The 14,973-nt window shown below is 63.8% G+C and carries 9 protein-coding genes; 2 read left to right on the top strand and 7 right to left on the bottom strand.

Translation table 11 applies throughout. From position 1 onward, the window contains the following. Positions 1-17 precede the first annotated feature (17 nt). From AC1MDC_RS08920 to AC1MDC_RS08930, 3 genes are all read right to left on the bottom strand, one after another. Positions 18-6,398 carry an Ig-like domain-containing protein gene (locus AC1MDC_RS08920; RefSeq protein WP_480392859.1) on the bottom strand — a complete coding sequence of 2,127 codons (6,381 nt, stop codon included), beginning with the start codon at positions 6,396-6,398 and terminating at the stop codon, positions 18-20. 55 nt (positions 6,399-6,453) lie between these two features. Further along, positions 6,454-7,299, bottom strand: a complete 846-nt coding sequence (locus AC1MDC_RS08925; RefSeq protein WP_085702802.1) for a sulfotransferase family protein — start codon at positions 7,297-7,299, stop codon at positions 6,454-6,456. A 137-nt stretch (positions 7,300-7,436) separates the two neighbouring features. Next, positions 7,437-9,032: a glycosyltransferase family 39 protein gene (locus AC1MDC_RS08930; RefSeq protein ID WP_480392860.1), complete on the bottom strand. Its 1,596-nt coding sequence runs from the start codon at positions 9,030-9,032 to the stop codon at positions 7,437-7,439. A 240-nt stretch (positions 9,033-9,272) separates the two neighbouring features. Between AC1MDC_RS08930 and AC1MDC_RS08935 the strand changes: the two genes are divergently transcribed. Both AC1MDC_RS08935 and AC1MDC_RS08940 read left to right on the top strand, forming a co-directional pair. Continuing rightward, entirely contained in the window at positions 9,273-9,860 is a 588-nt protein-coding gene (locus tag AC1MDC_RS08935) for a phage tail protein (RefSeq protein WP_085702804.1), read from the top strand. 57 nt (positions 9,861-9,917) lie between these two features. Next, entirely contained in the window at positions 9,918-10,229 is a 312-nt protein-coding gene (locus AC1MDC_RS08940; protein WP_085697933.1) for a DUF6916 family protein, read from the top strand. Between the two features lie 9 nt (positions 10,230-10,238). On the opposite strand, the gene AC1MDC_RS08945 is transcribed toward AC1MDC_RS08940, so the two are convergent. From AC1MDC_RS08945 to AC1MDC_RS08960, 4 genes are read right to left on the bottom strand one after another with little or no spacing between them, the layout of a single operon-like run. Then, a complete protein-coding gene (locus AC1MDC_RS08945; RefSeq protein WP_480392861.1) occupies positions 10,239-10,727 on the bottom strand; it encodes a GNAT family N-acetyltransferase in 489 nt (162 codons plus the stop codon). Positions 10,728-10,738: 11 nt separating this feature from the next. After that, a complete protein-coding gene (locus AC1MDC_RS08950; RefSeq protein WP_480392862.1) occupies positions 10,739-12,835 on the bottom strand; it encodes a site-2 protease family protein in 2,097 nt (698 codons plus the stop codon). Then, positions 12,836-14,155 carry an efflux RND transporter periplasmic adaptor subunit gene (locus AC1MDC_RS08955; protein ID WP_480392863.1) on the bottom strand — a complete coding sequence of 440 codons (1,320 nt, stop codon included), beginning with the start codon at positions 14,153-14,155 and terminating at the stop codon, positions 12,836-12,838. It abuts the gene before it with no gap. Beyond that, the gene (locus AC1MDC_RS08960; protein WP_085702808.1) at positions 14,152-14,931 is read right to left on the bottom strand and encodes an efflux RND transporter periplasmic adaptor subunit; all 780 of its coding nucleotides are present in this window, start codon (positions 14,929-14,931) and stop codon (positions 14,152-14,154) included. The genes AC1MDC_RS08955 and AC1MDC_RS08960 overlap by 4 nt, the downstream gene beginning before the upstream one ends. Between the last annotated feature and the right edge of the window lie 42 nt (positions 14,932-14,973).

Consider the following 14,973-nt stretch of genomic DNA (forward strand, 5'->3'; position numbering starts at 1 on the left):
TGAATTGTTGTGTGTTGTCAGGCCGGCATTTCGCTGATGCCGACCTGTTGCAGCGCCGCTGCCAGGTTGTCGACCCGGTGCTGCTCGCTGTCCTTGATCTGTTGCAGTTGCTGGCCCAGGGTCGGCGCGCCGAATACGCCGCGCAGGCCCTGGGAAAGATCGCCGCCCTTGATCGACTGGCTGCCGAAGGCGTTCAGCGAATCGCGCTCGGCGCTGCTGTCCTGATTGAACAGGCTCGACAGCGTGCTGCTGCCGAACACCCCGCCATCGCCGCCGCCGAATCCGAGGAAGCCATGGCCGGAACCGTCACCGCCTTTGTCACTGCTGGTGAAGACCTGAGCAATGAAGCTTGGGCTCAGCGCACCGCGGTTGATGAAGATATCCCCCAGCGGACGGATGCCGTTGCCGATCACCCGTTGCTCGAACAACGGCGCGAAAGTCAGCGGTGAACCGAGGTCGCCGGTGGGCGGCGTGAAAACGATCGGTTGCAGCGGAACGTTCGGCGGTGGCGGCGGCACGACCGGATCGCTGCTGCGGAACTCCGGATCCGGCGTCACCACGATCAGCGGAGAAGTGGGTGTCACAGGAGGCACCGTGTTGATCACGTAATTGCCGGAACTGCTGACGCCACTGCCGCTGTTGCCGGAAAGGTCGCTGACCCCCGCCGTGTTGAGGCTGATCGCGTTATTGGTGCTGTTGACGTTGGCGTTTGGCGTCAGGGTCGCGGTCCAGGTCTTGCCGCCGTCGCTGCTGCTCAGGTTGGACAAGGTGCCGTTGGCCACGCTGAGGTCCGACAGGTCGAAACCGCTCACCGCTTCGTTGAAGGTGATGGTCACTTGCGAGGTCTGGCCGACGCCCAGGTTTGGATTGGCGATCACCACCGTGGCGGTCGGCCGTTCGCTGTCGAGGGCGTAGTTGTTCGATACCGCCACCGTGCTGCCGGCGTTGCCTGCAAGGTCGGTGACATTGCTGGTGTCCAGCGCGATGAAGTTGCTTGGGTCGGTGACATTCGCAGTCGGCGTGAAGGTCGCGGTCCAGGTCTTGCCGCCGTCGCTGCTGCTCAGATTGCTCAGATCCCCGTTGGTCACGCTCAGGTCGGACAGGTCGAAATTGCTCACTGCCTCGCTGAAGGTGAAGGTCACCGTGGTGGTCTGGCCGATGCCCAAATGTGGGTTGGCGACCACAATGCTCACCGTCGGCCGGGTGGCGTCGAGGATGTAGTTGTTGGAAATGGCGATGCTCGCGCCGAGGTTGCCGGCCAGGTCCTGGACGCCGCCGGTGTCGATCAGGATCAGGTTGGTCGGGTCATTCACGTTGGCTGTCGGCGTGAAGGTCGCGGTCCAGGTCACGCCGCCGTCGCTGCTGGCCAGGTTCGACAACGAACCGTTGGCGACACTGATGTCGCCCAGATCGAACCCGATCACCGCTTCGCTGAAGGTGATGGTGACGGTGGTGGTTTCACCGATACCGAGGCGGTTGTCGGCAACCACAATGGTGGCGGTTGGCAGCGCGGTGTCGATGGCAAAGTTGTTGGAGTCCGTGCTGCCGATACCGCTGTTGCCTGAGACGTTGGTCACGCCGGCATTGTTCAGGCTGATCAGGTTGGTGGCGTCAGTGACATTGGCCGTCGGGGTGAATGTCGCGGTCCAGGTGATACCGCCGTCGCTGCTGCTGACGTTGCTCAATGTGCCGTTGGCGATGGTCAGGTCGCTGTTGTCGAAGCCGCTCACCGCTTCGTTGAAGGTGATGGTCACCAGCGAGGTTTCCCCGGCCTTGAGCGAAGTGTCGGCCACGACGATGGTGGCGGTCGGCACCTGGGTCTGCACCTGATAGTTGGCCGAACTGGTGGTGCCGGTGCCGGAGTTGCCGGCCAGGTCGGCGATGCCGGTATTGTTCAGGACAATCAGGTTGGTGAGATCGGTCACACCGATGTTCGGCGTGAAGGTGGCCGTCCAGGTGATACCGCCGTCGCTCGACGAAACATTGCTCAGGGTGCCGTTGGCGACACTCAGATCGGCGTTGTCGAAACCGGTCACGGCCTCGCTGAAGGTGAAGGTCACCAGCGCTGTTTCACCGGGGCGCAAATCGCTGTCGCTCATCACAATCGTGGCTGTCGGGCGCTGACTGTCGACCGCGTAGTTGTTGGAGTCGGTCGTGCCGCTGCCGGCGTTGCCCGCCAGGTCGGTGATGCCGGTGTTGTCCAGGGTGATCAGGTTGGTGGTGTCGGTGATCCCCGCCGCTGGCGTGAAGGTCGCCGTCCAGGTGATACCGCCGTCACTGCTGCTGACTGCACTCAATGTACCGTTGGCGATGGTCAGGTCGGCGTTGGTGAAACCGGTCACCGCTTCGCTGAAGGTGATGGTCACCAGCGAGGTCTGGCCGACGCCAAGTGCGGTATCGGCAACCACGATGGTTGCGGTCGGGCGCTGGGTATCGATGGCGTAGTTGTTGGAATTCGTGGTGCCGACACCGGCGTTGCCGGACAGGTTCTGGACACCGCTGTTGTCCAGGGTGATCACATTGGTGGTGTCGGTGATGTTGCTGGTCGGCGTGAAGGTCGCGGTCCAGGTAATGCCGCCGTCGCTGCTGCTGACCGCACTCAACGTGCCGTTGGCGATCGTCAGGTCGGCATTGGTGAAACCGGTCACCGCTTCGCTGAAGGTGATGGTCACCAGCGACGTTTCGCCGATCTTCAGACTGGAGTCGGACACGATGATGGTCGCGGTCGGCACCAGGGTGTCGATGGTGTAGTTGTTGGAATTGGTCGTGCCACTGCCGGCATTGCCGGCCAGATCGGCGATGCCGGTATTGGCCAGCGTGATGACGTTGGTCGCGTCGTTGACGCCCAGGTTCGGCGTGAAGGTCGCCGTCCAGGTGATGCCGCCATCGCTGCTGCTCACCGCCGTCAGCGTGCCGTTGGCAATCGTCAGGTCGGCGTTGGTGAAACCGCTGACCGCTTCGCTGAAGGTGATGGTCACCAGCGAGGTTTCGCCGGCAGTGAGGTTGCTGTCGGCGACCACGATGGTCGCGGTTGGCCGCACCGTATCAATCGCATAATTGTTGGAATCGGTGGTGCCGCTGCCGGCGTTGCCCGCCAGGTCGGCAACGCCGGTGTTGTCCAGGGTGATCAGGTTGGTGGTGTCGTTGATACTGGCGCTCGGCGTGAACGTCGCCGTCCAGGTGATGCCGCCATCGCTGCTGCTGACCGCACTCAGCGTGCCGTTGGCGACAGTCAGGTCGGCGTTGGTGAAACCGCTGACCGCTTCGCTGAAGGTGATGGTCACCAGCGAGGTTTCACCGATCCGCAGGTTGTTGTCGGCCACCACGATGGTCGCGGTCGGGCGCAAGGTATCGATGGCGTAGTTGTTGGAGTCGGTGGTCCCGCTGCCGATGTTGCCGTTCAGGTCTGCAATGCCGGTATTGTTCAGCGTGATCAGGTTGGTCGCGTCGGTGATGCTGGCGGTCGGTGTGAACGTCGCCGTCCAGGTGATGCCGCCATCGCTGCTGCTGACCGCCGTCAATGTGCCGTTGGCAATGGTCAGGTCGGCGTTGGTGAAACCGGTCACCGCTTCGCTGAAAGTGATGGTCACCACCGAGGTTTCGCCGATCCGCAGGCTGCTGTCGGCCACCACGATGGTTGCGGTCGGGCGCGCAGTGTCGATGGCGTAGTTGTTGGAGTTGGTAGTGCCGCTACCGGCGTTGCCGGCCAGATCGACGACCCCGGTGTTGTCCAGGGTGATCAGGTTGGTGGTGTCGGTGATGTTGGTGGTCGGCGTGAGCGTGGCGGTCCAGGTGATGCCGCCATCACTGCTGCTCAGGCCGGTCAGCGTACCGTTGGCCACCGTCAGGTCGGCGGTGGTGAAACCGCTGACCGCTTCACTGAAGGTGATGGTCACCTGCGAGGTTTCGCCCGCCGCCAGATTGCTGTCGGCGACGACAATGGTCGCGGTCGGGCGCGCCGTATCGATCACGTAGTTGGTCGAATCGGTGGTGCCGCTGCCGGCGTTGCCGGCCAGATCGGCAATACCGGTGTTATCCAGAGTGATGACGTTGGTGGTGTCGGTGATACTGGCGCTCGGCGTGAACGTCGCCGTCCAGGTGATGCCGCCGTCGCTGCTGCTCACGGCGCTCAGCGTACCGTTGGCGATGGTCAGGTCGGCGTTGGTGAAACCGGTCACCGCTTCGCTGAAGGTAAAAGTCACCGTCGAGGTATCGCCGATCTTCAACGCCGTATCGGACATCGCGATGGTCACGGTCGGCCGTACGGTATCGATCGCATAGTTGGTGGAGTTGGTTGTGCCGACGCCCGCCACGCCGTCGCTGATTGCGGTCACTCCGGTGTTGTCGAGGGTGATCAGGTTGGTGGCGTCGGTGATGTTGTTGGTCGGGGTGAAGGTCGCCGTCCAGGTCAGGCCGCCGTCGCTGCTGCTGACCGCTGTCAGTGTGCCGTTGGCAATGGTCAAGTCGGCGTTGGTGAAACCGGTGACCGCCCGACTGAAAGTGATGGTCACCAGCGAGGTTTCGCCGATTTTCAGCGCTGTGTCCGACATCACGATGGTCGCGGTCGGCGGTTCCACATAAGCGGTGTTGAGGGTGCCGCCATTGTTGTAGATCGCCGCAAAAGCCAACGGCACCGAGCCCGTGACGCCGCCCCCCAGCTCCAGGCCACCGGAGCCGCTGCCCGCCGCGTTGCCGCTGATGGCACTGAAGTTGGAGGCGGTAATCAGTACCGTGCCGCCCTGGTTCCAGATCGCACCGACCCCGCGTCCGCCGTCGCCGCCGTTCTGGTTGTTGCTGCCCTGGCCACTGCCACCACCGCCACCGCCGCCCGCACCGATGTTATTGCTGATGACCGACGTGCCGACGATTTTCAGGGTCCCGGTAGAAGCGTTGTAAATGCCGCCGGCGGCGTTACCGCCCGCGCCGCCGACCTTGTCCCAGCCCGAGCCGCCACCGCCGCCACCGATGGATATCGTGCCGTTGCTGGCCGTGCCGCCGTTGCCGCCGTTGCTGTAATACGACACGCCGACACCGCCGGCACCACCGGTGGTGGAACCACCGCGCCCGCCCATGTGCGTTGCGTCATAGCCGCCGCCGTAGCCACCGACGCCACCGCTGCCGGCCTGGCCGCCCAGCGTACCGATGCCCGGACCGGCCGTACCGCCATGGCCGCCACCCTGGCCGCCAAGACCACCGCCACCGCCGCCACCGCCGCCGTAGTTGGCGCCGGTGACACCCCCGCCACCGCCACCACCCGCAGCTGCGTTACCGGTAACCGAAACATTGTTCAGCGTGAGAATGCCGGCGTTGAAGATCCCGCCGCCCATGGCGCCGGTGGCGCTATTGCCACCATTACCGCCGTTGCCGGACACCAGGCCCCGAGTGATCACCAGACCATCCAGGGTCACCGTGCTGCCGGAGGTGATTTCCACTACCCGCGTCCGGTATTGGCCATCGAGCGTGACGTCGGCAACCCCGTCGTTGTTCAGGTCGCCATCGACGGTGATGTTCTTGTTGATCAGCAATTCGGACGTGAGCTGCACCGTCATGCCGGAGCTGAAGGTCACGATGTCGCCGTTCTGCGCCGAGGCGATGGCCGCGCGCAGCGAGCCGACCCCGGTGTTGGCATTGTTGGTGGCGGTCCAGGTGGCGAGGCCCCACTGGTATTCGCTCATCGCCTGGGTCGACAGCACGTTGGCGCTTTCGATAGAGCCGGTGGCGATCTCCAGGTCCCAGTCGCCGCCCACGCCGGTGCGGTTGCTGGAGGCGGCCACGTCGCGCCCGGTCAGTTGCGCCAGCGAGTCGACGAAACTCAGCCCACGGTCACCCTCGGCGGTGTAGCAGCCGTAGATCAGGATGTCGCCGCCCACGTTCATGTCCTTGCCGATCTCCGCCAGGATCGCGCTGCGCTGGGCGACGTTGTCGGCCGACAAATAACTGTTGCCCAGCCACAGGTCGCCGGCATTGCCGTGGGCAATGATCTGCACCGAGCTCACGCCATGATGCTGATCGAGATAATCGGCGATCTGCTGCAAGCCGTCCTTGCCCGCATCGAGCTTGACCACTTGCGTGCCGGGCGCCACGCCCTTGAGCAGGCTGTCGGCATCCTTGACCCGGGAATCGACGAACACCACGCTCTGCCCCGGCACCGCAACCGGGCTGGCAGCAGGCGTGGCATCGGCCTGGCCGTGGGTGTCCTTGCTGGCGCTCGGGTGGTCGGCGGCCGGCGCTTTCGCGGCATCGGCGGTGGCATGGCTGTCAGCCTGGGCGGCGGTGTCGGCCACGGTGGCCGCAACGGCGCCGTCGAACAGCATGCGCGGTTCCAGCGACATGATCATGGGCGCCGCCAGCGTCCGTTGGCCCTCGGTAACCCGCGACTTTTGCTTGCTCCACCACATGTTGCTCACCCGGACTCGAACACAGTTGTTGATGCATCAATGAAAAACGCCGCGATCAACTGATCGCGGCGTCGGACTTCATACGAATCACATTGGCAGCGCTGGCCGAGCCATCGAGCCAGAAGGACAGATCGGCGTATTGCTTGAACAGGTCCGGCGGCAGAATCGTGCGCCGCGACTGCAAGGCAACCTTGGGTTTGACCTTGTGCAGGCCGGCCACGCCCAGGGCCTGGTCGAACTCCGGCGCGTCATAGGCCAGATGCTCGAAATCGTGCTCGAACCAGGGTTCGCCGATGAAATCGTAGACCAACCGCAGTACGCGCTCCGGGGCCTGGGTCAGCAGGTCGTAATCGACGATCAGCAGCGAATCGGCGTGCTCGCCGTAATAGGCTTCCTTGAGCGCAGCCCAGGCAAAACCCACCAGACGGTTGCGCTGAGCCAGGGTTTCGCAGCGGCTGTAGACGGTGTTGCGCTCGACCGCATCGCCGAACAGCTTGGTGTTTTCGAAAGGATTGGCGCGATACAGCCGCTCCAGGCTGTCCATCACCCAGGCGACGTTGCGCACACAGGCGATGACCTTGGCTTTGGGAAACAGATCATTGATCGCCGGCAGGCGCGAGCTCCACTGGCGGTTGGTGTCGAAGACCACCGGTTTGTCGGCCTTGTCGGCGTAATAGGAATCGAACAGGCCGCGCAACAGGCGGCGGCGCATGTCGGTGTCGATCACCGCGCCGAATTCGCTGCCGGCGCTGCATTGTTCAAGGACGCCGGAAAACAGTGCGCCGACCGGGCTGGTCATGCCGGCATGGAAGCGCGGATTCTGCAGAAGGATCGCAGAAAGGAGGGTCGAACCTGAGCGCGGCAAGCCGGAGATAAAGTGGAACTGCTGCAATCCCTTCACCTTATTTGTAAGTCCTTTTGTCTGACGAGCGTAATCCAACAATACCCTTTCGACTACTAGTGTTTTGATATCAAAACAGAGCAAAACAGACTTAAAAATTCATTTTTTATCGCGAATAAAATGGTGAAGCGTTTAAGTCAGTTTTCTTCCGGTCCATTGGGCAGAGGTAACGAAAAAAGTCGCGCTTTCGCGCCACCCGCCTGGACCTGATCCCGCAACTGCCAGGTCGCAGGCAAGGGCAGGAATGGATCCGGCATCTCCGCATCCAGGTCACCGATCAACCAGACCCGGGCACTGCCCTGTGGCAATTCGCTCAGTCGATCCAGGTAAACGCCATCGGATACCAGCGTGCCGAAACCGTAGTGGTTCGGACGCGTGGAGCGGCCCTCGGCGGTGGGCGGCGTAAACAGCCGGACTTGAGCGTCAGTGCGGTTGTAATAGACGTAACTGAGGTACCAGAGCATGTCGCTGATGACGATCCGGTCGCCGCTGGCGAAGTGGCGATTGACGTAATCGACCATGACGTCGAACTGGTCGTTGCGGTCGACCGTGGCGTTGGCGTTCACCCCGATCATCTCGACCCCGACCAGCGACAGCAGCACCGCGACCGCCAGCACGCGCACGCTGGTGTAGAGGCGGTCGATGGCCAGCGCTGCCAGCATCGGCAGCCCCAGCGCGTAGGCGGTCAGATAACGCTCGACGAACACCGGCGTGACGAAAGACACGGCGAACACCAGCAACAACGGCACGCCGGTGTAGAGCGCCAGCAGGACGCTGCCATGGCTCACGCTGCGATCCCGGGCGACGGCGACAGCCGCCAGCACCAGCAAGGCCAGCGGCACACCGCCGAACAGCAACAACGGAAGCTGCTCGCCCTCATCCTGGATCAGCCAGAGCCAGATCATCGACGGCAGCGAAGACAGGGCCACCGGGTCTTCCCAGCCCACATCGCCGCCAGCCTTGAGGGCGTCCATGTGTTGCAGCAGTTCAAGCAGGTTCGGCAGCCACGGCAGGTAGAGCACGACGATGGCCAGATTGGCCAGCCACCAGTCCTTGCGCTGGAGATGCTTCAGGCGAAAACCCGGCAACAGCCGGATCAGCCCCAGATACAGCCAATGGCTCAGCGCCGCGAGCACGGCGAAATAATGGGTATACAGCGCAGCGGTCATCAACAGCGCGTAGATCAGCAGATAGCGGTGACGCTGCGGGCGCCGGATCCATTTGACCAGCACCAGCGTCGCGCCGACCAGCAGCAAGCCAAGCAACGCGTACATGCGCACTTCCTGGCTGTAGCGCACCGCCGTCGGCAGCAGCGCCAGCAATACCCCGGCGATGATCGCGGCGCGGCGGGTAGCCAGCCGGTCGACCAGGCTCACACCGAGCCCGACCGTGGCGATGCCGGCCAGTGCACTGAAACTGCGAATGGCCAGGATGCCGTCGCCGAACATCCCGATCCAGCCGTGCAACAGCATGAAGTACAGCGGCGGATGCACGTCGAACGCGGCGTGCGTCCAGATCCCGTCCAGCGAATAGCGCGCCAGCAGCAGGCTCGAACCTTCATCGCCCCAGATCGCGGCAGCCGTCAGGTCATAAAAACGCACCACGGTTGCCAGCAGCAGGATCGGTATCAACCAGTGCTGGCGTGCCCAGCGCAACAGACGCCGGACACCGGCATTCGGTGCGGCGAACGGATCCTGGGTATCCCCCAGCGGCGTCTCGCGAAGGAACTCCATCAACCTCCCCTCAGCGTTTTTGCGAACACAATTGCGTCATCAACTGCGAACACTTTAGGCCAGCGCCGAAGTCGATGCGCGGATACGACGACGTCCGGCAAGTCCGTCGATCCGGGTCTACGCTAGGGCTTGGCGTGACCTGCCCGCGCAAAAGGAAGGAGTCAGCAAAACGTTTCTACCGGCCCGACAACAAGGGCGAACGCGCGGCGCGCCGACCACACAACAGAAGGATGAGGAACCATGGAAGTCTTTATGGGTACGATTCAACCGTTCGCCTTCAACTTTGCCCCCAGTGGCTGGGCCTTGTGCAACGGGCAAATCCTGAGCATCTCGCAATACCAGGCGCTGTTCGCCTTGCTGGGCACTTACTACGGCGGCAATGGCACGACCAACTTTCAACTGCCCAACCTGCAAGGTCGCGTGCCTGTCGCACAAGGCAATGGCCTGGGTCTGACACCGCGCGTCATCGGTCAGGTGTACGGCACCGAAAACGTCACTGCCACCATCGCCAACATGCCCAACCACACTCATGCCATGACCGGCCTCACCGCCAACACGGCCTTGTCGCTGGCCGTACCTGCCAGCAATCCGGCGACCGTGCCGACCGCCACCAACTCGTACCTCGGCGCGTCCGGCGGCGGTCCGGGCTCGGCGAACATTTACTCTGACGCCCAAGGCGCCACGCCGGTGCCACTCAAGGGTGTGACCACCACCGTCACCGGTGACATTTCCTCCACCGGCGGCAGTCAGCCACTGCCGATCCTGAACCCGGCCCTGGTCCTCAACTTCAGCGTTGCCCTCAACGGCCTGTTCCCGTCGCGCAACTGAGCAAACGCCGGGGGCTTCACAGCCCCCGGCCGTTCTTTTTTTCACTGGAGTCAGACCATGCTGCAAACGGTTCAGATTCAACACGTCCAGCCGTTGCTTGGACAGCAACGCACGCTGCACCTGCCCGATGGCACGGCATTGCCGATTCAGATCGAGCACCTTGATGAGGTTCCGGCGGCAAAAACCCGCTACAGCGAACGGATGCCCTTCTGCCTCGAATTCAACAGCCTGGTGCCGACCGAATTCGTCGACGGTTTATGCGCGCTGGAACTGCCGGAGCTCGGCCGGGTGGAGGATATTTTCGTGTCGCGGGTGCCGGCGATGGGGCGGGATCCGCAGTTGGGTTATTTCTGCATTTCCTTCAACTGAAACCCCGACTCACTGCGGGTACCACACCAACCGCTCCGCCGCCGGATTGCGCTCTTCCACGGCAAACCCCAGCGCCAGGTAATGCTGGCGCGCATGGAGGTTGTTGGCCCAGACCACCGTCGCCACCGGGCAGCGCACTTGCTGCGCGGCTTTTTGCACGCCTTGCAGCACGGTTCGTCCGTAACCCTTGCCCCGGGCCTGGGGAATGAAGGCGAGGTACAACACGCGAATTTCATTGACGCCGAAATCGGTGCTGAGTGCACCGATGGCGGTGCCGAGTTTTTCCACGATGTAGTGCATGGCGTCGGGATGGTTTTCACCCATGCCCTGCTCCTGCACCTGAAACTGCTGGGCAACGATTTGCTGTACCTGTTCCTGCTCGCCGTCGATCCATTGCAGATCCGGCCGCGCCGACTGATACAGGCTTTGCAGAAACGGCCCGTCAGTCGCCCGCGAAGGCCGCACCACCAATCCGTCCGCCGCCAGGTTGTCCGTCATCTTCATGCTCCCTAGAAACCGCTTTCCCTGACCCCCAACGCCGCCATTCGGCGCCAGGCCACACCGAGCACCGATTCGCCGCTGCCCTGCAACACCACCACGCCGCGCAGCGGCTGCACCGGGGTCGGTGCCTGATCCAGCGTAGTCAAACGCACGCCGTATTGCGCCTGCACCGGTTCCGCCCGTTGCTGCTGATCGCGGCGCACGGCAATCGGTCCGTGGTGATCGGAGGTCAGCGCCTCCTGATCGACATAAGCCACACCGTTAGTGTCGATTTCATTGAGTTGCACCGCGATGGCGGCATGCATCGGGTCGTCGGCGATAAACCGCCCGGTGGCCCCGGGCTTGACCCGCCAAAGTTCGGCCTCGGCCAGATAACCGCGCAGTCGCGTGCCGTCCTCGACCACCCGCGCCAGCGCATCCTTGCTCGACAGCCAGCGGCCCGGCGTCAGATTCGGCAGCAGGTCACGCACGGTGCCGGCATGGGGCGCACGCAACAGCAGACGTTCGCGTTGGGCGGTCAGGCCGCGATACTCCGCCACCGCTTCGGCGAGACGCTGCTCGACGATGCCGGCATCGGCAGCGGTTTCACTGCGGCCGGCCTGCCGACGCATCAGCAATTGCTGGATGCGGATTTCCCGGCGGACGATGGCCTGCCGCGAATCGAGGTCCGGCGATTCCAGTTCGATCAGCACATCGCCCTGAGCAACGGTCTGACCATCCGCGACCTTCACGGCTTTGACCCGCGCCGCTGTCGGCGCGTGCAAGGCACTGGCGCGACCGCCCTCGAGCATCGTCGGCAACTCGACCGAGCTGCGCCACGGCACGATCAGCACCAGCAACAAACCGAGTACCACCAGGCTGCTGAGCAGCACGCGGGGGCCGTGAGCCTGTTCGCGGCGGCTCCACCACTGGCGCCACTCACTCATGATCGGCAGAAAGATGAACCACACCAGTTCCACCAGCATCAGGAAGATCCCCAACACCTTGAAGAACAGGTGATAGACCGCCAGCGCGATCCCGAAAAACAACGCCGCACGCCATAACCACGAGCCATACCCCCAGATCAGCAAACGCCGCTGCATCGTCGGCGACCAAGGCTCCGGCGCCGGTGCGCCATAGCCGAACAGTAATTCCCGCAGCCGCCAGCGACACAGGGCAAAGGCCCGGCCCTGGAGGTTGTCGACTTCCCACAAGTCGCTGAGCAAAAAGTAACCATCGAAGCGCATGAACGGGTTGAGATTGACCACCAGCGTGGTGATCCACGTCGCGCTGGCGAGCATGAACGCCGCCGTGCGACCGGGCCCGTCCGGCAGGAACGACCAGACCAGCAGCGCAAGGCTCGCCAGCAGCAATTCCGCCAGCACGCCACCGGCACCGATCAGCAGTCGCGCGCGTCGGTCATTGACCCGCCAGGCATCGCTGACATCGGTGTAGAACATCGGCAGCAGGACCATGAATGCCACGCCCATGCTCTGCACCCGACACCCGGCGCGCTTGGCCATGAACGCATGACCGAACTCGTGACACAGCTTGGCGAAAAACAGCGCGACGCCGAACGCGATCGCGCCACCGAGGCTGAACAGGTGCGGAAAAGTGCCGACGAACCGCTGCCAGTCCCGCGACACCAGAAACACCCCGAGCGCCAGCGTCGCCGGCAGACCGTAGCGCAACATCTTCGGACCGAAGCGCTCCAGCCACGGCCAGGCACGGTTGAGAAAAGCGTCCGGGCGCCACAGTGGAATGCGGAAGAACAGATATTGATGCAGCAGGATTTTCCACAGGCTCTGGCGTTGCACGAGGGCCTTGAGCCGATAGCTGGCGCGCTGCTGTTCGTCGAGTGCGCTGATCAGGTCATGTCCGCGCAGGAACTCCAGCAGTTGCGCCAGCTCGCTGGCGTCGAGGGGCAGCCCAGGTTCACGGTTGGCGGCGCGCAGCACTTGTTCGGGATCGCCCAGCGACCAGTGGCGCAACAGGCGCATCGCCGCCGCACCAAGTTTGAAGTAGCGCCCGCGCACCGGGTCGGCCAGGGTCCAGCGCGGCGAACCGTCCAGTGCCGGCGCCGCGGGCGACAATTGCAGGTCGGCACGCAGGCTCGGCAGAGTCATTTACAGGCCCACGCTCTGGCGCAGCCCGGCGAGCGGACGCCGCAGCAGGTACAGGGCCAGCGGCGCGCGGTCGCCGAATATTTTGGCGGTGCCGCGCAGGCCGATACGCGGCGGGGCGTCGGCAAAACCGGCGTCCAGCCGATAGGCCAATTGGCCGCCGGCGGTGGGCTGCGCCTCGTAGGCCGAACGTTCGAGGGTGGCGAGGTGGCGCTGCAACGGGTCGCTGTCGAGAAACAGCGCGACTTCGGCGCCCGGCTCCAGCGAGATCGCATCGCCCACGGCCAGCTCGATACGCAGTTCGGCCTGGCTCGGGTCGGCGATCTCCATCAGCCGTTCGCCAGTCTGCACCGGTTTGCCGGTCCAGCGCTCGGCATCGGCGAACACCGCAATGCCATCGCGCTCGGCGCGCACTTCGCTGCGGTTGAGCAGTTCGCGGGCGTAGTCGCGTTCGGCGCGTTTCTGTTCGGCGCGGGCGGCCAGCAGATCGACCCGGGAGCTGGATTCGGCATCAACAAACGAGCGCTGGGAATTGGCTTTGAGCTCCGCTTCGGCAACCCCGAGCGCACGCTCGGCGACATCGGCCTGAGCCTTTAGCGTCGTGCTTTCAAAGCGCAGCAGCAGGTCGCCGGTTTTCACGCTCTGGTTGGGTTTGACCAGAAATTCGGCGATCACCCCGTCCAGCGGCGCGGCGACAACGCGCCCGCCCTGAGGTACCACTTCGGCGGGTGCCAGCACCGACTGGCGCACCGGGATCAACAGCCCGAGCAACAACACGGCGACCAGCGCCACCTGGCGTTTGCGGGTCCAGCGCAGCCGCCACGGCTTGCGCGGTTGCAACGCCAGCCAGGCATGACTGTAGGTGTCGCCCAGCTGCGACAGCAGCACTTGTTCAGAAGGATTCCACGGCAGATCACGGGCCAGCCACAAACCGCCAAACACCTGACCCTGACGGTCGATCAGCGGCAGCCAGAACACTTGCATGGCCGACAGACTGCGCCAGTCGGCCTGAATCGATTCGCCGACCAGTTCCGGCGGGATCACCCGCGCCTGTTTCAGCACATCCTGCTTGAACAGTTGTGCCACGGCCTGCTCGACGAACGCCACGAACGGCGCATTCGGCTCCACTGCGCTGACCCCGGTCACCGCCCGCACCTTGCCGGCGATCAGTAGCGCCGCATGGCGAAAACCGAACAGCGACTGGCCGTCATTGACCAGGCTGTAAGACAGTTGCGAAATGTCATGGGCGGCGCGGGTCTGCCGTTCAAGATCGAGAAACCGCGCGAACACCTGCTCGGCGGCGCCGCTCACCGGGGCGTTCACTTAAGCTCCGGGAAGCGTGCGGTGCCGCTCATGCCGGCAAGCAAGCCTTTGGCTTCGGGGAGTGTTGCGACCAGCAACAGGGTCTGACTGCCTTCGTCGATCCGCGCACCGAGGCGTTTGACCGTGGCGTCGATCGGCTGACCGGTTTCGTCGGGCACGAAGCTGAACGACTGACCGGGCTTGAGCCTGGCCATCCAGCGCGACGGCACCAGCAGATGGATTTCCAGGGTGCGATTGTCGACCACATCGAGCAGCGGCGCCCCGGCCGGCACGCTTTCATAACGCTTTACCTTGCGCTCGACCACTTGCCCATCGAAGGGCGCGACCACGCTGCAGCGTTTGACCTGAACTTGATAAACCTGAGATTGCGCCTGAGTTTCGCTGACCTTGGCTTCGGCCCGGGCCACTTCGAAACGCCCGACGGAATTGAGCGCCGCCAGTTGCCGGTTGTGCGCCAACTCTTCACTGGCGCCACGGCTGGCGGCCTGCGCAGCATTCAACTGAGCCTGATAGGCCGAACAGTCGAAACGCGCCAGGGTATCGCCCTTCTTGAACGACTCGCCCTCGCTGAACGGCAACTCGACAATCCGCCCCGACAACTCGCTGGCCAGGGTCGCCTGATCCCTCGCTCGCAACACTCCGCGCGCTTCACTGCTGGCCGACGCATTCGCGGCCCCGCCGTTATCCAGCAGCGGATCGTCTGGCGCGGGCGTTTGAGCCTGAACTGCACACGTAACAAAGGACAACCCGACAACCCAACCACGAAAACGCCGCATAACCGTTACTCCCTGACGGATGCTCGGAGTCTACGACAGCGG

Source organism: Pseudomonas sp. 1 (assembly GCF_056626735.1).